Source organism: Mycobacterium sp. Soil_C_30 (genome assembly GCF_057656995.1).
The window spans coordinates 269270-295207 of sequence record NZ_JBDGJH010000006.1; the positions used below are offsets into that span (position 1 = coordinate 269270).

The 25938-nt window shown below is 66.9% G+C and carries 16 protein-coding genes; 7 read left to right on the forward strand and 9 right to left on the reverse strand.

Annotated elements, in window-relative coordinates:
• The first annotated feature begins 191 nt into the window (after window positions 1-191).
• From fadD32 to AC3A6P_RS14270, 7 genes are all read left to right on the forward strand, one after another.
• Entirely contained in the window at window positions 192-2081 is a 1890-nt protein-coding gene (gene fadD32, locus AC3A6P_RS14240; protein WP_487692221.1) for a long-chain-fatty-acid--AMP ligase FadD32, read from the forward strand.
• A gap of 49 nt (window positions 2082-2130) precedes the next feature.
• Window positions 2131-7521, forward strand: a complete 5391-nt coding sequence (pks13, locus tag AC3A6P_RS14245; RefSeq protein ID WP_487692222.1) for a polyketide synthase Pks13 — start codon at window positions 2131-2133, stop codon at window positions 7519-7521.
• 22 nt (window positions 7522-7543) lie between these two features.
• Entirely contained in the window at window positions 7544-9100 is a 1557-nt protein-coding gene (locus tag AC3A6P_RS14250; RefSeq protein WP_487692352.1) for an acyl-CoA carboxylase subunit beta, read from the forward strand.
• A 282-nt stretch (window positions 9101-9382) separates the two neighbouring features.
• On the forward strand, window positions 9383-11977 hold the full coding sequence (locus AC3A6P_RS14255) for a two-component system response regulator (RefSeq protein WP_487692223.1): 2595 nt from the start codon (window positions 9383-9385) through the stop codon (window positions 11975-11977).
• Window positions 11974-15456: a response regulator gene (locus AC3A6P_RS14260; RefSeq protein WP_487692224.1), complete on the forward strand. Its 3483-nt coding sequence runs from the start codon at window positions 11974-11976 to the stop codon at window positions 15454-15456. Before AC3A6P_RS14255 ends, AC3A6P_RS14260 begins: the two co-directional genes overlap by 4 nt.
• Window positions 15408-16334, forward strand: a complete 927-nt coding sequence (locus AC3A6P_RS14265; protein ID WP_487692225.1) for a CheR family methyltransferase — start codon at window positions 15408-15410, stop codon at window positions 16332-16334. Before AC3A6P_RS14260 ends, AC3A6P_RS14265 begins: the two co-directional genes overlap by 49 nt.
• The gene (locus AC3A6P_RS14270; RefSeq protein ID WP_487692227.1) at window positions 16321-16932 is read left to right on the forward strand and encodes a chemotaxis protein CheB; all 612 of its coding nucleotides are present in this window, start codon (window positions 16321-16323) and stop codon (window positions 16930-16932) included. Before AC3A6P_RS14265 ends, AC3A6P_RS14270 begins: the two co-directional genes overlap by 14 nt.
• 129 nt (window positions 16933-17061) lie before the next feature.
• On the opposite strand, the gene AC3A6P_RS14275 is transcribed toward AC3A6P_RS14270, so the two are convergent.
• From AC3A6P_RS14275 to AC3A6P_RS14315, 9 genes are all read right to left on the reverse strand, one after another.
• Window positions 17062-17784 (reverse strand): 5-oxoprolinase subunit PxpA, encoded by a 723-nt coding sequence (locus AC3A6P_RS14275; RefSeq protein ID WP_487692228.1) that lies wholly within the window; start codon window positions 17782-17784, stop codon window positions 17062-17064.
• Window positions 17777-19240, reverse strand: a complete 1464-nt coding sequence (locus AC3A6P_RS14280; protein WP_487692229.1) for an amidase — start codon at window positions 19238-19240, stop codon at window positions 17777-17779. The genes AC3A6P_RS14275 and AC3A6P_RS14280 overlap by 8 nt, the downstream gene beginning before the upstream one ends.
• On the reverse strand, window positions 19237-20499 hold the full coding sequence (locus AC3A6P_RS14285; RefSeq protein ID WP_487692230.1) for a cytosine permease: 1263 nt from the start codon (window positions 20497-20499) through the stop codon (window positions 19237-19239). The genes AC3A6P_RS14280 and AC3A6P_RS14285 overlap by 4 nt, the downstream gene beginning before the upstream one ends.
• The gene (locus AC3A6P_RS14290; RefSeq protein ID WP_487692231.1) at window positions 20496-21155 is read right to left on the reverse strand and encodes a GntR family transcriptional regulator; all 660 of its coding nucleotides are present in this window, start codon (window positions 21153-21155) and stop codon (window positions 20496-20498) included. The genes AC3A6P_RS14285 and AC3A6P_RS14290 overlap by 4 nt, the downstream gene beginning before the upstream one ends.
• 178 nt (window positions 21156-21333) lie before the next feature.
• A complete protein-coding gene (locus tag AC3A6P_RS14295) occupies window positions 21334-22026 on the reverse strand; it encodes an SDR family oxidoreductase (RefSeq protein ID WP_487692232.1) in 693 nt (230 codons plus the stop codon).
• A gap of 50 nt (window positions 22027-22076) precedes the next feature.
• On the reverse strand, window positions 22077-22913 hold the full coding sequence (locus tag AC3A6P_RS14300) for an alpha/beta fold hydrolase (RefSeq protein WP_487692233.1): 837 nt from the start codon (window positions 22911-22913) through the stop codon (window positions 22077-22079).
• 25 nt (window positions 22914-22938) lie between these two features.
• Window positions 22939-23772, reverse strand: a complete 834-nt coding sequence (locus AC3A6P_RS14305; protein WP_487692234.1) for an alpha/beta fold hydrolase — start codon at window positions 23770-23772, stop codon at window positions 22939-22941.
• Window positions 23773-23794: 22 nt separating this feature from the next.
• Entirely contained in the window at window positions 23795-24652 is an 858-nt protein-coding gene (locus AC3A6P_RS14310; protein ID WP_487692235.1) for an SDR family NAD(P)-dependent oxidoreductase, read from the reverse strand.
• Window positions 24649-25896, reverse strand: a complete 1248-nt coding sequence (locus AC3A6P_RS14315; RefSeq protein ID WP_487692236.1) for an NADH:flavin oxidoreductase/NADH oxidase family protein — start codon at window positions 25894-25896, stop codon at window positions 24649-24651. The genes AC3A6P_RS14310 and AC3A6P_RS14315 overlap by 4 nt, the downstream gene beginning before the upstream one ends.
• Window positions 25897-25938: the final 42 nt, after the last annotated feature.

Genomic DNA, 25938 nt, shown 5'->3' on the forward strand with positions numbered 1-25938 from the left:
CCGGACACCTGGATTTGGTGACGGCCTGACCGGACCGTAACATTAAGAAAAAAATAAGACCTATGTGGCTGTCGGTCCGACAAGCTGCTGGTTTGGATCTGTACGATCTGTGAGGTTTGGGGTGGGCCCGAGATCGGCCCACTAGGCAGCCGCCGTCCACCCCGGCCTGAATGTTCTAAAAGGAGAGTTGCATGCCGTTCCACAACCCATTCATCAAGAACGGGCGCATCACCTTTCCCGACAACGGCAACCTGGTCCGCCACATCGAGCGCTGGGCCAAGGTCCGCGGCGACAAGCTGGCCTACCGCTTCCTGGACTACTCCACCGAACGCGACGGCATCGCCCGCGACCTGAACTGGGCCGAGTTCGGCGCCCGCAACCGCGCGCTGGGCGCCCGGCTGCAGCAGGTCACCCAGCCCGGCGACCGGGTCGCGATCCTCTGCCCGCAGAACCTCGACTATCTCGTCGCGTTCTTCGGCACGCTGTACTCCGGCCGCATCGCCGTGCCGCTGTTCGACCCGTCCGAGCCCGGGCACGTGGGCCGCCTGCACGCGGTGCTCGACAACTGCACCCCGTCGGCGATCCTGACCACCACCGAGTCCGCCGAGGGCGTGCGCAAGTTCTTCCGCAGCCGCCCGGCCAAGGACCGTCCGCGTGTCATCGCCGTCGACGCGGTGCCCGACGAGGTGGGCGCCACCTGGGAGCCGGTCGAGATCGACCGCGAGACCATCGCCTACCTGCAGTACACCTCCGGCTCCACCCGGATCCCCACCGGTGTGCAGATCACCCATCTCAACCTGGCCACCAACGTCGTCCAGGTGATCGAGGCGCTCGAGGGTGAAGAGGGCGACCGCGGTGTCTCGTGGCTGCCGTTCTTCCACGACATGGGCCTCATCACGGCGATGATCTCGCCGATGATCGGGCACTACTTCACCTTCATGACACCGGCTGCCTTCGTGCGCAGGCCGCAGCGCTGGATCAACGAGATGGCCCGTAAGCCCGATGACACCGGCGGCATCATCTCCGTGGCACCCAACTTCGCCTTCGACCACGCCGCGGCCCGCGGGGTGCCCAAAGAGGGCGACCCGCAGATCGACCTGTCGAACTGCAAGGCTGTCCTCAACGGCAGCGAGCCCATTTCGGCCGCCACCGTCCGCCGCTTCAACGAGGCCTTCGGCCCGTACGGTTTCCCGCCGCAGGCCATCAAACCGTCCTACGGTCTGGCCGAGGCCACGCTGTTCGTCTCGACCACCCCGTCCGGGGAACACCCGAAGATCGTCAACGTCGACCGCGACGAGCTGAACAACCACCGCTTCGTCGAGGTGTCCGAGGATTCGCCCAAGGCCGTCGCGCAGGCATCCGCCGGTAAGGTCGGCGTCGCCGAATGGGCCGTCATCGTCGATGCGGACACCGCCACCGAGCTGCCCGACGGCCAGATCGGCGAGATCTGGATCAGCGGGCAGAACATGGGCACCGGTTACTGGGGCAAGGAAGCCGAGACCCAGGAGACGTTCCGGAACATCCTGAAATCGCGCACCAGCCCGTCGCACGCCGAGGGCGCCGACGACGACAGCTTCTGGGTCCGCACCGGCGACTACGGCGCCTTCTACGAGGGCGACCTGTACATCACCGGACGCGTCAAGGACCTGGTGATCGTCGACGGCCGCAACCACTACCCGCAGGACCTGGAGTACTCGGCGCAGGAATCCAGCCGGGCGCTGCGCACCGGATACGTCGCGGCGTTCTCGGTGCCGGCCAATCAGCTGCCCGACGAGGTGTTCGACAACGCCCACGCCGGTCTCAAGCGCGACCCCGACGACACCTCCGAGCAGCTGGTGATCGTCGCCGAGCGGGCCCCCGGCGCGCACAAGCTCGACGTCGGCCCCATCCACGACGACATCCGGGCCGCCATCGCGGTCCGGCACGGCGTGACCGTGCGCGACGTGCTGCTGACGCCGGCGGGTGCCATTCCGCGCACCTCGAGCGGCAAGATCGGCCGCCGCGCCTGCCGGGCGGCCTACCTGGACGGCACCCTGCGCAGCGGAAAGGTCGCCAACGCCTTCCCCGACGAGACGGATTGACACCGATCTTCACCACAGCCAAGCGCGATTTGAGTGAGGCCTAGCAAGAATGTCTGAAAACACTCCCGAGAACACGCCGCGCAACGAGCTGAGCGTCCCGGAGATGCGCACGTGGCTGCGCAACTGGGTGGCCAATGCCACCGGGCAGTCACCCGAGTCGGTCAACGAGACCGCCCCCATGGTCGAGCTCGGCCTGTCGTCGCGCGACGCCGTGGCCATGGCCTCGGACATCGAGGACTTCACCGGCGTCACCGTCAGCGCCACCACCGCCTTCCGGCACCCGACCATCGAGGCGCTGGCCACGGTGATCGTCGAGGGCGAGCCGGAGGAAGAGGCGGTCGACGACGACGAGGACTGGTCGCGGTCGCCGGCGACGGTCGACGGCGAATACGACATCGCGATCGTCGGTCTGGGCACCCGGTTCCCGGGGGACATGAACACCCCGGCGCAGACCTGGCAGGCGCTGCTGGAAGGCCGCGACGCCATCACGGATCTGCCGGAGGGCCGCTGGGAGGAGTTCCTGGCCGAGCCGCGGATCGCCGAGCGGGTCGCCAAGGCCCGCACCCGCGGCGGCTACCTGTCTGACATCAAGGGTTTCGACGCCGAGTTCTTCGCGCTGTCGAAGATGGAAGCCGACAACATCGACCCGCAGCAGCGGTTGGCGCTGGAGCTGACGTGGGAGGCGCTCGAGCACGCGCGCATCCCCGCGTCGTCGCTGCGCGGCAGCAAGGTGGGTGTGTTCGTCGGCGCGTCCAACAACGACTACAGCTTCATGGCGGTCGCCGACCCCGCCACCGCTCACCCGTACGCCATCACCGGCACCACCAGTTCGATCATCGCCAACCGGGTGTCGTACTTCTACGACTTCCGCGGCCCGTCGATGGCCATCGACACGGCGTGCTCGTCGTCGCTGGTCGCCGTGCACGAGGGGGTGCAGGCGCTGCGCACCGGCGAGGCCGACGTGGTGGTGGCCGGCGGTGTGAACGCGATGATCACCCCCTTGGTCACCATCGGTTTCGACGAGGTCGGCGGGGTGCTGGCCCCCGACGGCCGGATCAAGTCGTTCTCCTCCGACGCCGACGGCTACTCCCGCGCCGAGGGTGCGGGCATGCTGGTGCTCAAGCGGGTGGCCGACGCGCGCCGCGACGGCGACGAGATCCTCGCCGTGATCGCCGGCAGTGCGGTGAACCACGACGGCCGGTCCAACGGCATGCTGGCGCCCAACCCGGACGCGCAGGCCGAGGTGCTGCGCACCGCGTACAAGAACGCCGGTATCAACCCGCGCACCGTCGACTACATCGAGGCGCACGGCACCGGCACCATCCTCGGTGACCCCATCGAGGCCGACGCCCTGGGCCGCGTGGTCGGCAAGGGCCGGCCGGCCGAGCAGCCCGCACTGCTGGGTGCGGTGAAATCCAATGTGGGACACCTGGAATCGGCCGCCGGCGCGGCCAGCCTGGCCAAGGTGGCGCTGTCGCTGCACAACGACAAGATCCCGCCGTCGATCAACTACGCCGGCCCCAACCCGTACATCGACTTCGACCGCGAACACCTCAAGGTCAACGACACCGTTTCCGACTGGCCCCGCTACAGCGGTCACGCCGTCGCGGGCGTCTCCGGGTTCGGCTTCGGTGGCGCCAACGCCCACATCGTGGTGCGCGAGGTACTGCCCTCGGATCTGGTGGAGCCCGAGCCGGCGCCGGAACCCGATGTCGCCGAAGCGAAGTCCGAGGCCAACGCCGTGTACGTCGGCGGCGTGCGGATGGACGAGTACGGCGAGTTCATCACCGACGAGCCCGAGGAGACCCTCGACTTCTACGGCAACGAGTCCCACGGCGAATCCGGTGAGCACCAGCTGCCCGGCCTCACCGACGAGGCCCTGCGCCTGCTGGCCGTCGCCCGCGAGGAGCTGGAGGCCGCGGAGGCGGAGAATCCGACGAAGCCGATTGTGCCGCTGGCTCTCTCGGCGTTCCTGACCTCGCGTAAGAAGCTGGCCGCGGCCGAGCTGGCCGACTGGATCGACAGCGAAGAAGGCCGCGCCACCTCTCTGGAGGCGATCGGCCGCTCGCTGTCGCGGCGCAACCACGGCCGCTCCCGGGCGGTCATCCTGGCTCACGACCACGACGAGGCCGTCAAGGGTCTGCGCGCGGTCGCCGACGGTAAGCAGAGCCCGCTGGTGCTCTCGACCGACGGGCCCGTCACCAACGGCCCGGTGTGGGTGCTGGCGGGATTCGGTGCGCAGCACCGCAAGATGGGCAAGAGTCTGTACCTGCGCAACGAGGTGTTCGCCGAGTGGATCAACAAGGTCGACGCCCTGATCCAGGACGAGCTCGGCTATTCGATCGTCGAGCTGATCCTTGATGACTCACAGGACTACGGCATCGAGACCACCCAGGTGGTGATCTTCGCCATCCAGGTCGCGCTCGGTGAGCTGCTCAAACACCACGGTGCGAAACCCGGTGCGGTGGTGGGACAGTCGCTCGGCGAGGCCGCCGCGGCGTACTTCTCCGGCGGGTTGTCGCTCGAGGATGCCACTCGCACCATCTGCTCGCGCTCGCACCTGATGGGTGAGGGTGAGGCGATGCTGTTCGGTGAGTACATCCGGCTGATGGCGCTGGTGGAGTACTCGGTCGACGAGATCAAGACGGTGTTCTCCGATTTCCCGGATCTCGAGGTGTGCGTGTACGCCGCCCCGACGCAGACGGTCATCGGCGGCCCGCCCGAGCAGGTCGACGCGATCATCGCCCGCGCGGAGTCAGAGGGCCGCTTCGCCCGCAAGTTCCAGACCAAGGGCGCCAGTCACACCCAGCAGATGGACCCGCTGCTCGGTGAGCTGGCCGCTGAAATCCAGGGGATCGAAGCCAAACCGCTTCAGACGGCGTACTTCTCGACCGTGCACGAAGGGCAGTTGATCCGCGCCGGCGCGGAACCGATCCACAACGTCGACTACTGGAAGAAGGGGCTGCGGCACAGCGTCTACTTCACCCAGGGCATCCGCAACGCCGTCGACAACGGTCACACCACCTTCCTGGAGCTGGCGCCGAATCCCGTGGCGCTCATGCAGGTCGGGTTGACCACGGCCAGCGCGGGCCTGCACGACGGGCAACTGATCCCGACCCTGGCGCGCAAGCAGGACGAGGTCGACTCCATGACCACGGCCATGGCGAACCTGTTCGTCTACGGCCATGACCTCGACATCCGGACCCTCTTTTCCAGAGAACCGGAGTACGCCGACATCCCGCCCACCCGTTTCCGCCGGAAGCCGCACTGGCTCGATGTGCACTTCTCCGGCGACAACTCCGGTGTGCTGCCGGGTGCCCACGTGTCACTGCCGGACGGCAAGCACGTCTGGGAGTTCGCACCCCGTGGTGCTACGGATCTGGCCGCCCTGGTGAAAGCCGCTGCGGTACAGGTGCTTCCCGATGCACAGCTCACCGCATTCGAGCAACGCGCCATTCCCGGTGACGGTGCCCGGCTGGTCACCACTCTGACCCGCCACCCCGGTGGGGCGTCGGTGCAGGTGCACGCCCGCATCGAGGAATCCTTCACCCTGGTGTACGACGCGGTGGTCGCCCGCGGCGGGCAGGGCGGGGCGTTGCCCGTGGCGTCTGCGGTGGGAGTGGCCACCACGGAGCTCACCGCTGCACCTGAGCAGGTCCAGGACTCCGTGGACGATGCCGCCGAGATCCTGTCGGACAACCTGACGGCGGGCGCGGGTCTGGCTGCCGGCTTCGCCAAGTGGTCGCCGGATTCCGGTGAGAGCATCGCGGACCGCCTCGGTGCCATCGTCGGCGGAGCCATGGGCTACGAGCCGGAGGACCTGCCGTGGGAGGTCCCGCTGATCGAGCTGGGCCTGGACTCGCTGATGGCGGTGCGGATCAAGAACCGCGTCGAGTACGACTTCGACCTGCCGCCCATCCAGTTGACCGCGGTGCGCGACGCGAACCTGTACAACGTCGAGAAGCTCATCGCGTATGCGGTCGAGCACCGCGACGAGGTGGCGCAGCTGCACGAATTCCAGAGCACGGCAAGCGAAGAAGAGGTCGCGGCCGCGCAGGCCGAGCTGCTGGGCGGGGCTTCGACGGCCGCCGAGATCGAACAGCGCCTCACCGAGCTGGCCGAGCCCGAGGTCGAACCGGGAACCGCGGCCGAAGCTGCCGAACTCAACGAGAAGGCGGTCGAGAGCGCGGACACCACACCGGCCGACGTCCCGTCGACGGTGCCGCCCCCGCTCACCAACCCTGTGGGTGACAAGCCCCTGCCGCCCCCGCCCACCGATCCCAGCGGGCAGTCGAGGCAGCAGCAGCCGAATCTGGCGGCAGCCGCCGCGGCGCTGAACCAGCAGGCCATCGCCGAGGCGCTCAATTCCGATGTGCCGCCGCGGGATGCCGCGGAGCGGTTGACGTTCGCCACCTGGGCGATCGTCACCGGTAAGAGCCCGGGTGGCATCTTCAACACGCTGCCGGCGCTCGACGACGACACCGCAGCCAAACTCGCGCAGCGGCTTTCGGAACGCTCCGAGGGCACCATCACCGCCGACGATGTGACGGCCGCCGCCAACATCGAGGCGCTCTCGACGACGGTGCGTGAGTTCCTCGAGGCCGGTGAGCTCGACGGGTTCGTGCGGACCATCCGCAAGGCCGAGTCCGAAGACCAGGTTCCGGTGTACGTGTTCCACGCCGCCGGCGGTTCCACGGTGGTGTACGAGCCGCTGCTGAACCGGTTGCCGGCGCACACGCCGATGATCGGCCTCGAGCGGGTCGAGGGCACCATCGAGGAGCGTGCTGCGGTCTACGTGCCGAAGCTGCTCGAACTCAACGGGGACAAGCCGTTCATCCTGGCCGGCTGGTCACTGGGTGGGGCGCTGTCCTACGCGTGTGCCATCGGGCTCAAGGAGGCCGGCGCCGATGTCCGCTTCGTCGGGCTGATCGACTGCGTGCGCCCCGGCGTGCCGATCGACACGTCCAAGGAAGGCACCCGCGCCCGCTGGGACCGGTACGCCAAGTTCGCCGAGAAGACGTTCAACGTGCAGATCCCGGCGATCCCGTACGAGGAGCTGGAGAACCTCGACGACGCGGGCCAGGTCGAGTTCGTGCTCAATGCGGTCAAGGATTCCGGGGTGCAGATCCCGGGCGGCATCATCGAGCACCAGCGCACGTCGTACCTGGATCAGCGCGCGCTCGATGTCGCCGACATCAAGCCCTACGACGGGCACGTCACGCTGTACATGGCCGACCGCTACCACGATGACGCCATCACCTTCGAGCCCGCGTACGCCACCCGCCAGCCCGACGGCGGCTGGGGTGAGTTCGTGTCCGACCTCGAGGTGGTCAACATCGGCGGTGAGCACATCCAGGCCATCGACGAGCCCTACATCGCCAAGGTCGGGGCGCATCTGAGCCAGGCGATTAACGAGATCCAAGCCAACCAGGGAAAGTGAGCGTGGCGTGAGCGAGAACCCGGTGAAATCAGCAGCTGCGACGACAGCCGAAAAGCTCGCCGAGCTGCGCGAGAAACTGGAGCTCGCCAAGGAGCCCGGCGGCGAAAAGGCTGTGGCCAAACGGGAGAAGAAGGGCATCCCCAGTGCCCGCGCCCGCATCCACGCGCTGGTGGACCCGGGCAGCTTCTTCGAGATCGGCGCGCTGGCCAAGACCCCGGGTGATCCGAACGCGCTGTTCGGCGACGGTGTGGTGACCGGTCACGCCACCATCAACGGCCGCCCGGTCGGGGTGTTCAGCCACGACCAGACGGTGTTCCAGGGCACGGTGGGGGAGATGTTCGGCCGCAAGGTCGCCCGGTTGATGGAGTGGGTGGCCATGGTGGGCTGCCCGATCATCGGCATCAACGACTCCGGCGGCGCCCGCATCCAGGACGCCGCGACGTCGCTGGCGTGGTACGCCGAGCTGGGCCGCCGGCACGAACTGCTCAGTGGCCTGGTGCCGCAGATCTCCATCATCCTCGGCAAATGTGCTGGCGGAGCGGTGTATTCGCCCATCCAGACCGACCTCATCGTCGCCGTGCGCGACCAGGGCTACATGTTCGTCACCGGTCCCGACGTCATCAAGGACGTCACCGGTGAGGACGTCTCACTCGACGAACTCGGCGGCGCCGACAACCAGGCGCGCTACGGCAACATCCACCAGGTGGTCGAGGACGAGAAGGCCGCGTTCCAGTACGTCCGCGACTACCTGAGTTTCCTGCCCGGCAACACTTTCGACGACGAACCGATCGTCAACCCGGGTCTGGAACCCGAGGTCACGCCGCACGACCTCGAGCTCGACACCATCGTGCCGGACGCCGACAACATGGGCTACGACATGCACGAGATCCTGATCCGGATCTTCGACGACGGCGAATTCCTCGATGTGGCAGCACAAGCCGGCCAGGCGATCATCACCGGCTACGCCCGCGTCGACGGCCGCACCGTCGGTGTGATCGCCAACCAGCCGATGTACAACGCCGGTGCCATCGACAACGAGGAATCCGACAAGGCCGCCCGGTTCGTCCGGTTCTGCGATTCGTTCAACATCCCGCTGGTGTTCGTGGTCGACACCCCGGGCTTCATGCCCGGTGTGCAGCAGGAGAAGAACGGGATCATCAAGCGCGGTGGGCGATTCCTGTACGCGGTCGTGGAGGCCGACGTGCCGAAGGTGACGATCACCATTCGCAAGTCCTACGGCGGCGCGTATGCGGTGATGGGCAGCAAGCAGCTCACCGCCGACATGAACTTCGTGTGGCCCACGGCGCGGATCGCGGTGATCGGTGCCGAGGGTGCGGCGCAGTTGCTGGTGAAGCGGTTCCCCGATCCGAACGCCCCCGAGGTGCAGAAGATCAAGGCCGACTTCATCGAGGGCTACAACCTGAATCTGGCGACGCCCTACATCGCGGCCGAGCGTGGCTACGTCGACGCGGTGATCGAGCCGCACGAAACTCGGCTCAAGCTGCGCAGTGCCATGCGGTTGTTGCGCGACAAGCAGATCCAGCGTGTGCAGCGCAAGCACGGCCTGATCCCGATCTAATCCCCGGGCCCCCCACCCATCAAGCGCGAGCGCGCGTGTCTGTACAGGACACGCCGCGCTCGCCCGTACAAGAGCGTGCGCTCGTCAGCACGGGTTTGAATTCAACTCGGTGCGGACGCTGTGCCGTCCATGGCGGTGCACGCAGTTGCCCGCCAGGTCTGCTGCCATAACCGAGCAATCCAACTATGATTTGCTTCGCAGTCGACGCCGCCGTGTTGCGTCAGCGGCTCGAAACGTGGCGGGTCGGATGGCTCGCACCAGACCAAGGCGGGTGAAGTCGGCTTGCGTGTCCCCGAGATGGTGTCGGAAGGTGCGACGGCGCCCCTGTCGGCCGACCACCAACAGGTGATTCTCGTAGTCGACGACGACGCACGCCTCCGCGACCTGCTGTGCACCGTGCTCGCTCCGCTCAATTGTGAGATCGCCCAGGCGGGTTCCGGTGAAGAAGCGCTGACCGTGCTGCTCCAGCGCCAGGTGGCGGTGATCGTCTTGGACATCAACATGCCGGGCATGGACGGGTTCGAGACGGCCGCGCTGATCAGGGATGCCGAGGAGCTGGCCTCCACGCCCATCATCTTCCTCACCGGAATGGCCGAGGACGGCGACCTGCACCGGGGCTATGACCTCGGCGCGGTCGACTTCCTGGTCAAGCCGGTCTCCCGGCAGGTGCTCTTCGCGAAGGTCAAGGCTTTGCTGGAGCTGGACCAGTCCTTCGCCCGGCTGCGTCGTGCGGCAGCGGCGCTGCACGAAGACCAGCTGAAGGCAGCCCGCTCCGCCGAGATCCGGCAACGGGAGGAACTGGCCGTCACTCGCCGTCGTGAACGGCTGACCAACATCTTCGCCGAAGCCAGCATCGACCTGCCTTCGCTGGAACGCACCATCGTCACCGAGCTGAGCCAGATGTTCGACGCCGAGTGCGTGTTGCGCCTGCCGACCCCGGATCACGGGTGGCATGAATCGGTTTCGCACACCGAATCGGGCCGGACCTCGGAACTGCTGCACGCTCTGATGGTGGACCCGACGCCCGGCCAGGTGCAGTCTGCGGCGTCCTACGGAGCTGTCATGGTCGAGGAATTGACCGCCCGCAGCCAGCGCTTCGGCGTGGTCTGTGTCGGCAGACCCGACGGCCCTGCCTTCACCGAGACCGAAGCCGCGTTGTTCCGTGGCGCGTCCGCGGCGGCGGCCCTGGCGATCTCCAATGCCACCCTGTACCGGGTGCAGGCCGAATACGCCGCCGTCATGCAGGCCACCGGCGACGCGATTCTGGCCGTGGACGTCTCGGGTGTCATCCGCAGCTGCAACAAGGCCGCCATCGCCTTGTTCAGCACGGATACCGATGCGCTGCTGGGCCGCGCCATCGTGGAGCTCGCGGTGGACTCGGACCGGCAGAAGCTGGAGGAGCACCTGGACGCCACCTTGGCGACGCGCCAGGAGGTCTCACTGGAGATGGCGCTGGCCGCCCAGGACGGGCGCGACGTCGACGTCATGATCACCTTGTCGCCGATCGGCGACTCCGTCGACCTGCTGGTGGCCGTCGTGGTCCACGACCTGACCGAGATCAAGCACGCACAGACCGAGATCAGGCATCTCGCCAGCCATGATCCCCTGACCGATCTCGCGAACCGCCGCCAGCTCAATGAGCGACTGGCGGTGCTGACCCGGCAGCACGAGGCCGACAAGGATCTGGTCGCGCTGCTGTATGTCGACGTCAACCGCTTCAAGTTCGTCAACGACACCTACGGCCATGACACCGGCGACGAACTGCTCCTGGAAGTCGCCACCCGGCTCCGCTCGGCGGTCGGCACCGACACCCTGGTCTGCCGGGTCGGCGGCGACGAGTTCATCCTCGTCGTGGAAGGAGTCTCCTCGACCGAGGCGGCCGTCATGTCGGGCAACCGGATCCTGGAACAGGTTCAGTCGCAACCGGTTTTCTGCAAGAACGCCACCCTGCGTCCGTCGCTCAGCATGGGCATCGCATGCCTGGGCATCAGCGCCCACACCGCCGAGGAGTTGCTGACCCAGGCCGATATGGCCATGTTCGAAGCGAAGAAGAACCGGTCAGCGGAGTGTGTCCTCTACACCGACGCGATCGGCTCGCGGCAGCAGGGCAAGGCGTACCTGCGGGCCGAGGTGTCCGATGCCATTGCGCGATCGGACTTCCGGATGGTCTACCAACCGATCGTGAACTACGCCACGGGCGCGCTGTTCGGACTCGAGGCGCTGGTCCGGTGGCAGGTCAGAGGCGAAGAGATCCCCGCCGGCGAGATCATCGCGCTGGCAGAGGCCACCGGGCAGGTGGGGCCGCTCGGCCGGTGGATCGTCTCGCGCAGTTTCGGCGATTTCGCGTCCCTCGGGCAACGTGGGTTGAAGTTGCACGTGAATCTGTCTCCGGACCAATTGCTCGAGAGCTCGTTCCTCGACCATCTGGTGGATGCGCAGCAACAGAGCGGCATAGCGCCGGACAGTGTGTGCCTGGAACTGACCGAGCGGGCGTTCAACGGCGATCCGGCTCCCGCTCACGCCGCCTTGCGCCACGCCCGCGACATCGGATTCAGTCTGGCCATCGACGATTTCGGTGTCGAGCATGCCAGCATGACGAATCTGATGTACGTGCCCGCGGATTGGCTGAAGATCGATCGCTCGTTCATCGCCGAAGTCCACCACAACGATCGCGCACAGCGGTTGGTGCGCAGTCAGATCGCCGTGGCGGCATGTATGGAAGTCGACCTGATCGCCGAGGGAGTCGAGATGCAGGAACAGGCCGACTGGCTGTTGAACGCGGGATGCGTTCTGCACCAAGGCTTTCTCTACTCGCACCCCATCGAGTCGGGGGATCTGGCCGCGTACGCCGAGAGCCGGACGGTGACGCCGGCATGACGCTTGCGAAACGTCTGGCGATTCTGTGCGGGTCCGCCGTCGCGGCGGTCATCCTGGCCAACATCCTGTTCACCATCCAGACCAACCGGATTTCCGGGCTCTACGAGCAACGGGCTGCGGCCAGGAGCGAGCAGATCACCGCGATCGATGTGGGCCGTGATGTGCAGACCTTCCTGGCCACCTACAACCGGTTGCTCGTCACCAAAGACCCGGCCCAACAAACCGAGCTCACCAACGCTCTCGACGAGCTCGACAACACCATCGAGACCGAACTCCAGCGGAATGCCGACGAGGAGGGTGACGGCGACAGCCGCCTGCAGTACCAGCAGGCGCTGGCGACATGGGACGCGTTCCAAGAGGATTACCGGGCCGAGCTGGAACTCTTCACGCGGACGGGCGACGCCGCCGTGGCGTTGGGCCAGTCCGATGATCAGACCGATCTGCTGGCGAGCCAGCTCCGCCAGATCGAGGACCAGAAGGTGAGGGCCGCCGACCAGGCCAGCGAGGCGGCCGGACAGGCGATAAGGACCGGCCGGACCATCCTGTGGACCTTCGCCAGCGTCATCGTCGCCGTGCTCGGGGCGCTGATGTTCGTGACCAGCCGAAACATCCACCGCACGGTCACGGATTCGGCGAACGTGAGCGAAAAGGCGCGGCGCTCCAAGGAAATTCAGGCCGAACTGATGACGGAGGTGCAGGGCGTACAGGACCAGGCCGCCGCCGGCACCATCATCGTGTCACGCACCGCGCAGGCGCTCGACGCCAAACACGGTGCCCTCTATCTGCGTCAGGCCGACGACCCCGGCCGGTTCGCGCTCACGGCGTCGTACGCCTTCCACCGCCGCAAGGGGCTGCCGACCTCCTACGGACTGGGGGAGGGACTGGTCGGACAATGCGCGTTGGAGGGAACCAGGATCGAGGTGACCGGTGCGCCCGGTGACTACGTCGAGATCGTCTCAGGCCTGGGCAAGACCGCGCCGATATCGCTGATCCTGATCCCCATCAAGTTCGAGACCGAGGTGCTCGGTGTCCTGGAACTGGCTGGGCTGCGGTTGTTCTCCGAGGACGACGTCGAGTTGTTGGAGAGCATCGCCCTGGGGACCGGCGTGGCACTGGCCGCCATCGAGTCGGCGCGCAGCACCCGGGAGTTGTTGCGGATCTCCCAGGCGCAGACCGAGGAGTTGCAGACCCAGGAAGAAGAGCTCCGCGCCGCCAACGAGCAACTGACGCAACGGGAAGACCTGCTCTCCTCGCAGAACGCCGAGCTGGAGGAGACCACCGAGGAACTGCGCTCACAGCAGGAGGAGCTGCGGGCCAGCTCGGAACGGCTCGAGTCGCAGGCGCATGCACTGGAGCAGAAGAACGAGGAGTTGCAGCGCCTCAGCGTGTCGTTGGAGGCCAAGGCGGAGGAGCTGGCGGTCTCCTCGCGCTACAAGTCCGAGTTCCTGGCGAACATGTCGCACGAGTTGCGAACACCGTTGAACAGCATCCTGATCCTGGCCGGCCTGCTGACCGAATCGGACGAGCCGTTGTCGGACAAGCAACACGAATTCGCCGAGACCATCCAGCAATCGGGCAAGGACCTGCTCAATCTCATCGACGAGGTGCTGGACCTGGCCAAGGTCGAGTCCGGGTCGTTGTACCTGGAGAGCGAATCGATCGACGTCGCCGAGCTGGTCAGCTTCCTGGACCGCACGTTCCGTCCCATCGCCGAGTCGAAGGGGGTGGCCTTCCGCGTGGCGGCCGACGACTCGGCGCCGCGGCAGTTCACCAGTGACTACACCCGGGTGAAACAGATCGCGAAGAACCTGGTGGCGAACGCGATCAAGTTCACCGAGGCGGGTTCGGTGACCGTGGAGCTCACCGGCGTCATGGATGCGATCGGTGATCAGGGCGGCCGGTATCTCTCACTTGCGGTCACCGACACCGGAATCGGTATCGACGAGAAGGACCACAATCTGATCTTCGAGTCCTTCCAGCAGGCCGGGCGGGGTTCAACGCGGCAGTACGGCGGCACCGGTCTGGGATTGGCCATCAGCCGTGAGCTGGCCCGCCATCTCGGCGGCGACATCTCGCTGCGCAGCGCCCTCGGACAGGGGTCGACGTTCACCTGCCACCTGCCTGTCGGGGCCGCGCCGGTCGGCCCGGTGGAGCGCGCAGTGCCCCCGCCGGCGCCGCAGGCACCGGTCGCCGAGCCGGCCGCCGACGACGAATCCACAACGCGCTTCGGCGATGTCGACACCTCGGCCGTCGCGTGGCCACAGGGGACCAAGCCCGTCCTGCTGATCGTCGAGGACGACCCGACCTTCGCGCGCATGCTGGCGGAACTGGCGACGGAGGCCGGGTTCGATTCGGTGATCACGCCCAGCGGACGAATGGCGTTGGGACTGGCCAAGGAGAAACAGCCCGCGGCGATCACGTTGGACATCGGCCTGCCGGACATGGCGGGGTGGGTGGTGCTCGACGTCCTCAAACACGATCTCGCCACCCGTCACATACCGGTCAACGTCGTGTCTGGATCCGAGGACGACGGTCGCGGACGCCGGATGGGTGCCATCCAGACCTTGCACAAACCGGCCGAGGTCGCCGATCTGCGTTCGATGTTCAGCTCCACCGCCGATTTCCTGAAGCCGGGGCCGCGGCATGTCCTGGTCGCCGAGGACGACGCGAATCAGCGCCAGGTCGTCAGGCACATGATCGAAAGTGATGACATCGCCATCACCTGCGTCGGCACCGGCCAGCAGGTGCTCGACGAACTGGCCGGCGCGACCTCGTATGACTGCCTGGTGCTCGATCTCGGGCTGCCGGATATCGACGGCATCGACCTCATCGAGCGGATCAAAGATCAGCTCAAGCAGAAGAGTCTGCCCGTCATCGTGCACACGGGCCGGGAGCTGACCTCGGCCGAAACCGAGCGGCTGGAGAACCTGGCTGCTGCCATCGTGTTGAAGAACGCGAAATCGCCGGAGCGGCTGCTGGACGAAACCGCACTGTTCCTGCACCGCGTCGCCAATGACATGCCGGTTTCGGCCCGCGAGATCCTGTCGAACCCGCGGCGTATCGACGAATCCCTCGAGGGCAACACCGTTCTGCTCGTCGACGACGATGTCCGCAATGTCTTCTCCCTGGGCAGCGCATTGAAGCGCTACGGCATCACGGTGCTGCCGGCGCGCAACGGGCAAGCGGGGTTGGACACCCTGGCCGCCCACCCGGAGATCGGGCTGGTTCTGATGGACATCATGATGCCCGTGATGGACGGTTACGAAGCGATGCGCCGGATCCGGGCCGATTCGCGCTGGCGTAACCTTCCCATCGTGGCGCTCACCGCGAAGGCCATGAAGGGTGACCGGCAGAAGTGTCTGGATGCGGGCGCATCGGATTACGTCACCAAACCCGTTGACATGGACCAGCTGACCTCGGTGTTACGGGTGTGGCTGGCCAGTCGGCCGAAGGGGCGGCGGACATCGCCGGAGAACTGACGGGCGGGCCCGCGGGCAGGTCTGCGAAGTCCGAGTCGGCTCCGTCCCGGGAGCTGACCCGGATCGAAGCAGAAGCGTTCTTCTACACGGTGTTCGAACACTTCGGGTACGACTTCCGCCATTACAGTGACGCCTCCCGCAACAGGAGGCTGCGGGCGTTCGTGGACCGGTATTCGCTGGGCACCATCTCCGAGGCCCAGGGGCGGGTGCTGCGCGACCCCGATCTGCTGGGCGCGCTGTTGGCGACCATGACGGTGAACGTCACCGAGATGTTCCGCGACCCTTCGGTGTTCGCCGCGCTGCGCTCGGAGGTGCTGCCCAGGCTGGCCACCTATCCGCGGATCCGGATCTGGATCGCAGGTTGCGCCACCGGGGAAGAGGCGTATTCCGTCGCGATCCTGCTCGACGAAGCGGGTTTGTTGAACCGGGCCACCATCTACGCCACCGACATCGACACCGAATCCCTGCGGGTCGCGACGTCGGCCATCTACCCGGCCGACGCCATGGTGCGGGCCACCCGTAATTATCAGGCCAGCGGCGGGCAGCGGCCATTCTCGGATTGGTATGTCGCCAAATATGATCGGTGCATCCTCAGCCCGGATCTGCGGGCGCGGCTGGAGTTCTTCTCCCACAATCTCGCGACCGACAGCACCTTCGGTGAGTTCAATCTGATCATGTGCCGCAACGTCTTCATCTACTTCGAGGAGACGCTGCAGCACCGGGCCGAGGTCGTCTTCCGCGAAAGCCTGGCTCCTTTCGGCAATCTCGTCATCGGGCCGCGCGAGAGTCTGACCGCCGACGGCAGGAAACTGTTCACCGCGCTGGATCGGCGTCAGGGCATCTACGTCACCGATCAGGGCCGGCATGTCCGGCCCTGACCTGATCGTCATCGGGGGCAGCGCGGGCGGTATGAAGGCGCTGCAGGGGGTGTTCCAGACGCTGGTGGACATCGGTGACCGGGTGCTGTGTGTGGTGCTGCATCGTTCGCCGGAGCCGTCCCCGCTGGCGCAGGTCCTGCAGAGTTACACCTCAATCCCGACACACGAACCCGACAACAGCCCGTGGCAGTGTCCCCCGGGCACGGTGACCGTGGCACCGGCCGGTTATCACCTGCTCCTGGGCCGCAATCGGACCCTGGCACACCAACCGCAGACACCGGTGACGCACTATGACACCGCGCCTGGTGTGCGGGCTCATCTGACGTTGGATCCGCCGGTGGCCCACTCACGGCCGTCGTTGGACGTGACGTTCTCCAGTGCGGCCGGGCTGTCCGATTCGGTGACCGCTGTGCTGCTGTCCTGTGCCAACGAGGACGGGGCCGCCGGGTGTGCGGCGGTGCAGGCGGCCGGGGGACGGGTGGTACTGCAGGACCCGGCCAGCTGTGAAGCCCCCGTCGCGGTGAACTCTGCGTTGCGCCGGGTGACGCCCGACCACATCGCCGACCCGGTGGGGATCGGCCGCTGGCTCTCCCGCTGACCCCGGTCGCCACCCCCCAAAACTGGCGCGAGCGCGCGTGTCTGCACACAACACGCCGGGACATCCGCGCAGTTTTCGCACGTTCGCTGCCCCACGATTCACCGGCAGTGCCTCAGTCGGAGGTCGACACTACGGTGCGGCCACCGCGACCCCGGCCGTCGACAGCATGTCGCGTACGGCCGACAGCATGGCCACCGCACCCGGGGTGTCGGTGTGGACACACACCGTGCCGATTTCGGTGTCGTCGAGCACCGCACGTACGCGGGCCGCGGCATCATCCGGCGAACCGATCTGCTCAAGGGTCCAGCCGAACATCACCACCTGCCCGTCGGTGTAGGGCCGATCGGCGAAGAACTCGCCCACCACCGGAAGCCCGTAGCTGCCGGCCGCTTTCGCCAGAGCGGACCCGGGCAGGGCATACATCGCCACCCCGGGGGTGTGTTCGGACGCGGCCCGGGCGATCCCGTCGGCGATCTCCGGATCGCGCGAGGCCATCATGTACAGCGCGCCATGCGGTTTGATGTGATGCAGCGCCGCACCGCTGCGGCGCACGAATGCGTTCAACGCGCCGATCTGGTGCAGGGAGTAGTCGTAGGCGTCGGCGCCGGAGATCTCGATTTCCCTGCGCCCGAAACCCAATCGGTCGGGCAGCCCCATGTGGGCACCGATGCGCACACCGTGGGAGACCGCCAGATCGACCGTCACGCGCATGGTCTTGGAGTCCCCGGCGTGGAACCCGCAGGCGACGTTGGCCGACGTGATCAGTCCCATCAGCTCGGTGTCCACCCCGAAGCGGTACCAGCCGTAGCTCTCACCCAGATCGGCATTGAGGTCCAGACGCCGCTCAGGCATGCGCGACTTCCGGTGCGCGACGGGGACTGGCGGCTTTCTCCCAGGTCGCGGCCAACAGCAGCAGCACCTCCTCCGAGAACGGCGTGCCCAGGACCTCGAGTCCGACCGGCAGCCCGTCGGGGGTGAAGCCCACCGGGATGCTGATGGCCGGCAGACCGGCTTGTGAGGCGATCACGGTGTTGGTCGGGAAGGTCAGCGCGGTGTACAGGCCGGCGGCCAGTTCGTCATGGGTGGGCGGGACCACCTGGACGGTCGGGTACACGATGACATCCAGGTCGCCGTCGGCGAACATGGTCAGGACGCGGCGCTGAAAGTGCTGCTGGTTGAGCCGAAGTCGCAGATTCTCGGGGTCGGAGTCGGGGTCGTCCGGGCCGGTGATGATGCCGTGGAACAGGTCGTTCTCCGGGTGGAAGGCGCCTTGGGAGTAGATCTGCTCGTACGACTGCACCGGGCCGTCGCGGCCGGCCAGAAACGCGGTGACGTCGGCCTTGGACTGTTTGACGTACACCGACGTCTCGGCGATGGCCTCGTCGAGGTCGGCGATCTCCAGCCCGGGCACCAGCTGGGCACCCAGGCCGGCGAGCTGGTCGATCGCCGCCCGCACCACGGCGTTGACGGGGGCGCTGCGCGGGTCGTCGTCGGCGCCGAAGCCGGATTCGAGGATGCCGACGCGCATCGGCAATGTCGCCTCCGATGCGGCCACCGCCTCGGCATAGGGCCGACGTGGCGCCGTGGCGGCCACGGCGGTGAACGGATCCTTGGCGTCGTACCCCACCATGGCTTCCAGCAGCGAGGCCAGATCGGCGACGGTGCGTGCCATGGGCCCCGGGGTGTCCTGGAAGTGCACCAGCGGAGAGAAGCCGGCGCGGCTGATCAGGCCGGTGGTGACCCGCAACCCGAACAGGTTGTTGAACGACGCCGGGATGCGGATCGAACCGCCGGTGTCCTCACCGACGCCCACCAATCCGAGGTTGGCGGCCACTCCGGATCCGGTTCCGGCGCTGGAGCCACCCGAATCACGGTCCAGTGCATAGGCATTGGAGGTGTGCCCGGTGCGCGACGAGGACGAGAACCAGCCGGCGGCGAAATCACACATGGTGGTCTTGGCCAGGATCACCGCGCCGGCGGCACGCAGTCGTTGCACCACGGTGGCGTCCTGCTCGGGCAGGTAACCGGCGAACAGCTGGGAGCCGAAACTGGTGGGGATGCCTGCAGTTTCGGCCTGGTCCTTGACGAGCACGGGCACGCCGTGCAGCGGACCGGTGACGCCGTTGGCGGCGAAACGTTCGTCGGCCGCGGTGGCCTCGGCCAGTGCGTGGGGGTTGACCGAGACGACGGCGTTGAGCTGCGATTCGGCGATCCGGTCGAGGTACCACTGCGTGACGGCGACGGCGGTGATGGTGCCGGAACGAAATCCGTTGTGCAGGTCGGTGATGGTGAGTTCGTCGAAGCTCATCGCAGGGCTCCTTCGGTGACGGGTGCAGACGATGCGGTGTCGGTGGTGAGGCGGTTGAGCACGACGATGGCCACTCCGGCGGTGATGAGGCCGACGACGACGGTGCTCAACTGGGGTGCCTGCTTGTCGACCAGCAGGGCGGCGCCGGACCCGATGGCCCACGCCAGGAACGGCTGCCACCGGAAGGCAGGGGTCGCGCCGGTGACGGTGCGCCGCGCCAGTAGCTGGTCGACGATGAGGATGGCGCCGATCGGCGGGACGATGATGCCGAGCAGGTTGAGCCAGTTGATGAAGAAGTCCCAGATCCCCGCTGTCGCAGCGATGATGCCGATGACGCCCAGGACCGCGGTGAGGATCCGCATCCGGCTGCCCAGGATGGTCGACCAGCCGACGGCGGCGTTGTAGAGGCAGTGGGTGCACACCGAGCCGAGGTTGATGAACAGGAACAGCACGGCGATCACGGCCAGCACGCCGCCGCCCTCGGCCAGGATGCTGAAGACATCACCGGAGCCGCCGGCGGCTGCGGCGATGAACCCGCCGATCACCATGGCGATACCGTTGCCGACCGGGAAGGCGGCGGCCGTCGCGATCCAGGCATCGCGCGGTGTGCGCGCCCACCGCGTGAAATCCGCTGTCATGGTGCCGGAGTCGGCGAACAGGGCGAACACCAGCGTCACTCCCACGCCGAGGGCCAGGCCCATCGACGGGTCACCGGCGTAGCCCAGGATGTCCACCGAGCTGTCGCCGGCGGCGCGCACCGCGGCGACGATCCCCAGGATCAGGAACAGCGGCACCGAGATCTGCCCGATCAGCGACAGCGCGCGGATGCCCAGCAGCGTGAACAGTGTGAACAACACCCCGGCGATCAGCACGATCACCGTCTTGTTCACCTCGAACGCGCCGGCCACACTCTCGCCCACCAGGCCGGTCTGCACGGCGAACCAGCCGAGCACCAGGGTGGACAGCAGCCCGGAGCACACCACGTAGCCGGTGCGGCCGAAGGTCTCGCTGGCTTGCAGGGAGAAGTTCCGCCCGGTGCGGGCGGCCAGCATGCTCAGGGTGCCGACGTAGAGGAACAGCAACAGGTTGCCGAGCCCGATGGCGGCCATCCCGCCCCCGAAACCGAGTCCGTGCACCAGGGTGGCGCCGGTGACGGCCGCGGTGATGATCATCGGGAAACCGGCCCACACGCTGGCCACCGAGAACAGCGACCGGCGGGCGGCGGCCGGGACGGGAACGGATTCGTACTCGTCGTTCATGATTGGTCCTTCTGGGAGAGGGCGGCCGTGACGGTCCGCGAGGTGTAGTCGGAGTGTTCGGCGGTTTTGAGCAGCAGCGTGTAGGTGTCGCGGGCGGCGATGGCGTCGAGGATCTCCAGGTGCTGGCGGTGCGCCTCGGTGAAGTCTTCGACGGTGGAGGCGTAGATCGCCATGAAGGGCTCGACCTTGTCCCAGACCCGGCCGATCAGGTCCAGCAGGTCGGGACTGCGGGCGCAGTCGTAGAAGCGGCGGTGGAAATCCTGGTTGAGGGAACGCCATTCGTCGACGCCGATGTCGTCGCGGTCCATTTTGGCCAGGATGTCGCGCAGGTCGGCGACGTCGTCGTCGGTGACTTGGGCGATGGCCCATTCGCTGGCCAGGGTCTCGAGTTGCAGGCGGATGCGGAACACCTGGGTGACCTGCTCGGCGGACATGTTGCTGACCGTGATGACGCGGCGGCCGAAGACGACCAGTCCGTCGGATTCCAAGCGGCGCAATGCTTCTCGCACCGGCATGGTGCTGACCGAGAACGCGTTGGCCAGCGATCGGATGGAGATCTTGGTGCCCGGCGCGACGGTGCCCGCGGTGATGGCAGCGCGCAGCCGGCGGTAGACCTCGTCGCCCACCGTCGCCACCTGAATCGGATGAGGATGCACCGCGCTCCTTCAGCGTTCGTGATGTGTGATCACACCGAACGTTAGGAGCGGGGCGCGTTACGGCGCTGTTGGCCGGGTTTCGTTTGCGTTAAACGTGAGGGTGCTCAGCTCGGCCCACTGTTGTCGTCCCAGCCGGGCCGTCGCGGCCGATGAGATGTCGATCAACTGCCGGCGCGGATCAGCGATCGTGGATCAGTGTGCCGAGCTGGGCGCGGACCTGGCGGGTCATCTCGTCGGCGAGCACCTCCTCGGCGCCTGACTCCAGGCCGTCGAGTACCTGACGCACCACCTCCACCGGTGAGGATTTGGGGCTGTCGCCGGCGAAGGACGCCATGTCGGTGTCGACCAACCCCACGTAGACGCCCATCACCTGCACACCGCGGGACGCCAGTTCGAGGCGCATGGAATCGGTGGCGCTCCACAACGCGGCCTTCGTGACGCCGTAGCTGGCGCCGACCGGCCACCAGGCCAGCACCGAGGAGACGTTGACGATCGCGCCGTTGCGGTCGGCGATCCGGTCGGCGAACGCCGACGCCATCGCCAGCGGCCCGAACAGGTTGGTCTCCAACTCTTCTCGCAAGGCGGTGGTGTCGGCCGAGAGTACCGAGGCGCCGCGCAGGAGGCCGGCGTTGTTGATCAGCACCCCGACGTCGGGGGTTGCGTCGGATACCGCGGCGACGGATGCGGCGTCGGTGACGTCCAGGCGCAGTGGGACGACGCGGGCATCGGTGATGTTGATGGTCTCCGGATTGCGCGCGGTCGCGTACACCTTGGCCACGCCGCGCTCATCGAGCAGTTGGGTGATGTACTCGCGGCCCATACCGCGGTTGGCTCCGGTGACGAGGACGGTCTGGCCCTTGAGGTCGGTCACTTCAGGCTCCTGGTGGTGGTGTTGGTTGATGGACGGGACGAAAGAAGCAGTCACGCCAGGAAGGCAAGCGCTTCGGCGGTGAATTCCTGGTGGTACTGGAAGATTCCGCCGTGCCCGGAGTTGGGGTAGATGACGAGTGTGGATCCGGCGATTCGGCGGTGCATGTCCTCGGAGAGCACCGACGGCACCATGCGATCGTTGTCGCCGTTGACGATGAGGGTGGGCTGGCGGATGCTCGACAGGTCGGCGGGGGTGGCCCGCCCCCAGCGTTTGATGGCCTTCAGTTGGGTTCGGAAGGCCTTCACACTGATCTTTGCGTCCCTGTCGTGGGTGCGTTCCTCGAGACGTCGGACGAAAGCGCGGGCGGCTCGTTTGCCGATGTCGTCGCGGTTGAAGAAGAGGAACTCCTTGGGATCCTTGCCGGTCAGGGTGGCTCTCAGTGTGTCGAAATAGGTTGTGCCGGCTACCTTGTCGATTCCCTTGCCTCCTGCCGGACCGGTCCCGGCCAGGATGAGCTTGCGAACCAGTTCGGGGTGTTTGAGCACCAGTGCCTGGGCGACCATCCCGCCGAGGGAGAAGGACAGGATGTCGACGGCAGTGAAACCAAGCGCGGTGATGAAGGTGTAGGCGTCGTCGGCCATCGACTCGATGGTGTCGGGGACCGTGCCGGTGGAGGCTCCGACTCCGCGGTTGTCGACGGTGATGACGTGGTGTGTGCGGGCGATCGGGTCGATGACGCGCGGATCCCAGTTGTCGAGTGTGGCGGCGAGGTGGGTGAGGAAGACGACGGGGATGCCACCTTTGGGTCCAAGTTCCCGGTAGGCGTAGGTGACCCCGCCGGCGGTCACGGTGCGTGCCGGTGCGGCACTGTACGAAGTGGTGGTCACGGTGTCTCCTGGTGGGTGGGGATGCTCAGTTGGCGAGGAATTGCAGTGCTTCGGGCACGAACTCTTCGTGGTGTTGGAACACTCCGCCGTGTCCTGAGTTGGGATAGATCTTCAACTGGGCGTTGGGAAGTCGGCGTGCCATATCGGCGGAATGGGCGCTGTCGACCATGAGGTCGTGGTCGCCATTGGCGACGAAGACGGGTGCGGTGATGACCGAGAGATCGTCAGGCTTGCTCCGGCCGGCGTGCCGGATGGCCTTGACCTGGGCGACGCCGGCCTGGATGGAGATCTTCTTGTCCCGGTGGCGGCTGCGTTCCTCGAGTCGGCCGAAGTAGTCGGCTGCGGCTTTTTTGCCCTCGGGAGTACGGGGAAAGAACAGGAAGTTTCGGGGGTCGCTGCGAGTCAGTATTGCCTTGGCATACGCGCCGCCGACAATGGTGGCCATCTTGTCGATACCGCCGCCACCGCGAGGACCGGTGCCGGCCAGGATCATCCGACGGACGAGATCCGGTGCTTGTAGCGCCACCATCTGAGCGACACCGCCGCCGAGTGAGAACCCGAACAGATCAACCTTGTCGAGGCCCAGCGCGCGGATGAACGCGATGGCGTCGGTGCCCATCTGCTCGACGGTGGGTGGCACCGATCCGCCACTGCCCCCGACTCCGCGGTTGTCGAAGGCGATGACGCGGTGGTGGCCGGCGATGCCGTCGACCACGCGCGGGTCCCAGTCGTCGAGGACTGCGGTCAGATGGTGCAGGAACACCACCGGAACGTCTGAGCCGGTACCGAGTTCGCGGTAGGCGAACGGAACGCCGTCGACCTCGATGGTGCGATTCGGCGTGTCTTTCCAGGTGGTCATGTCGTGCCTCTCGTGCGTTCTGTCAGGGTGCGGTGTGTGTTCGGGCGTCGAGTTCGGCCAGTGCGGCCTGCGTGCGACGGTTGCGGACCAGGCGCGGATCCAGGGCCGGGGCGACGAGTCCACGCAGCACCGAGATGGGTATTATCCATCTGCCCGGTGCCATGACGCGCGGGGAACGGCGGCTGAGCCCGTCGGCGAGTGCCGTTGCGGCCGTCTCGGGTTGGAGGCGCTTGAGCAACGGCCGCGGCAGGGCCGCCAGGAGTTCATCGACGATCTGGTCCCCGTCCACACCGTGTCTGATCATGTCGGTGTTGATGAGGGAGAAGTAGGCGACCGTCGTCGACACGCCATACGCGGCGAGTTCGATGCGCAGCCCGCGGCCGAGTTGTTCGACGGCGGCCTTGCTCATCGCGTAGGGGATGGTTCCCATTCCGTTGAGGAACGCGAACACCGAACTGATGAGGACGAATTGGCCGTGGTGGGTGACGACCTGATCCATGGCGGCCTGGATCGTGTTGACGACGCCGGTGACGTTGACCGCGAGCACGGACTCGAGCGACGATGCCGGTGTGGTGCGCAGGGTGGCGGCGCGGGAAAGGATGCCGGCGTTGGCGATGGCGACGTCGATCCGCCCAAAGTGCTCGACGACGCCGGCGACGGCGTGGTCGAGTGTGGATCGCACCCGGACGTCCGCGACCGCTCCGAAAGCCGAGTGCGGCGACATGTGCGCGGCGATGCTTGGTGTGTCGGGGTCGACGTCGACGATGGCCACCTTGGCGCCCCGGCGGAGCAGTTCGCGGGCGGTGGCACTGCCGATTCCACCGGTCCCACCGGTGATGAGGACGACCTTGCCGGCCACGTCGTAGGACTGACGTGTCACCGGACGCCCCGCTTGGGACGCAAGGATGAGCGGCCGTTGCGCCGGAGCATGGCCACCGTCGTGGCCAGGCGACCTCGGTTGAGGTCCGGCTCGTGGCCCGCGCCAAGGCGGTGCAGCTGGTCGGTATTCCAGCTGATGTTGAGTACCCCGTCGAGTGCCTTGACGTCGACGAATCTGCCCAGCGCGCGGCGCATCCCGTAACGCAACTCCCGGGTCTGCAGCACTCCGATGCGGTCCGACAGGAGAGCTGCCGCGGCGTCGGGGGTCGTCACCGTCGGGCGGGCGAGTCCCACCACGTCGCAGTCACCGGCGCGCAGCGCGTCTGCGATGGCCGTGGCAGAGCGGAACCCGCCGGTCACGGCCAGCGGCACGTCGCCGGCCAGCTGCCGTACGGTGCGCGCGTAGTCGAGGAAGTACGCCTCGCGGTCGCGGGTGCTGGCGGCGGCCGAACCCGACATGGCCGGTGACTCATAGTTGCCGCCGCTGATCTCGATCAGGTCGAGGCCTTCTCCGGCCAGGGCCGCGACCACGTCGCGTGATTCCTCCTCGCTGAATCCGCCGCGCTGAAAGTCCGCGGAGTTGAGCTTCACGCTGAGTGCGAAGGCAGGTGATACCCGGGCGCGGATGCGACGGACGATCTCGAGGAGGAATCGCATCCGTCGTCGCGGGTCGCCGCCCCACTCGTCAGTGCGCAGGTTTGTCAGCGGTGACAGGAACTGCGTGACCAGGTAGCCGTGCGCGGCGTGGATCTGAACGCCGTCGAACCCGGCTGTCTCGCAGACCACGGCCGCCGTGACGAACCGCTCGATGATGTCCACGATCTCGGCCGAGGTCAGCTCGCGCGGCGTGGGTGAACCGGGCAGGCTCATCGGCACCGCGCTCGGGGCGACCGGAATGTGGCCCAGCGCCAGCGGGTTCGATTGCCGCCCTGGGTGATTGAGCTGAACCCAGATTGGCACACCGCCGTCGTGGGCGGACTTTGCCCACCGGCTGAGAGCCTCTGAGTCGCGGTCGTCCTCGATCACCACGTTGCCGGGTTCGCCCAGCTGGGTGCGGTCGACCATCACGTTGCCGGTGATCAGCAACCCGTATCCGCCTCGACTCCACGTGCGGTAGAGCCGCTCCAGGCGTGCATCCGGTGTGTGCGCAGCATCGGAGAGCGCTTCACTCATTGCGGCCTTCATCAGCCGGTTCGGGAGGACCTGCCCGCAGGGCAGCGGCAGTGGATCGTGCGGTGAAGGCATGGAGCGGTCCGTCCTCGAGAACTATTGGCGTACGACTGTAAT

What these genes read in the sequence shown, in the direction of transcription:
- AC3A6P_RS14285 (WP_487692230.1), bottom strand. Translation starts at nt 20,499, where the DNA reads ATGAACGACGAGTACGAATCCGTTCCCGTCCCGGCCGCCGCCCGCCGG.
- AC3A6P_RS14270 (WP_487692227.1), top strand. Translation starts at nt 16,321, where the DNA reads ATGTCCGGCCCTGACCTGATCGTCATCGGGGGCAGCGCGGGCGGTATG.
- pks13 (WP_487692222.1), top strand. Translation starts at nt 2,131, where the DNA reads ATGTCTGAAAACACTCCCGAGAACACGCCGCGCAACGAGCTGAGCGTC.
- AC3A6P_RS14305 (WP_487692234.1), bottom strand. Translation starts at nt 23,772, where the DNA reads ATGACCACCTGGAAAGACACGCCGAATCGCACCATCGAGGTCGACGGC.
- AC3A6P_RS14260 (WP_487692224.1), top strand. Translation starts at nt 11,974, where the DNA reads ATGACGCTTGCGAAACGTCTGGCGATTCTGTGCGGGTCCGCCGTCGCG.
- AC3A6P_RS14280 (WP_487692229.1), bottom strand. Translation starts at nt 19,240, where the DNA reads ATGAGCTTCGACGAACTCACCATCACCGACCTGCACAACGGATTTCGT.
- AC3A6P_RS14275 (WP_487692228.1), bottom strand. Translation starts at nt 17,784, where the DNA reads ATGCCTGAGCGGCGTCTGGACCTCAATGCCGATCTGGGTGAGAGCTAC.
- fadD32 (WP_487692221.1), top strand. Translation starts at nt 192, where the DNA reads ATGCCGTTCCACAACCCATTCATCAAGAACGGGCGCATCACCTTTCCC.
- AC3A6P_RS14315 (WP_487692236.1), bottom strand. Translation starts at nt 25,896, where the DNA reads ATGCCTTCACCGCACGATCCACTGCCGCTGCCCTGCGGGCAGGTCCTC.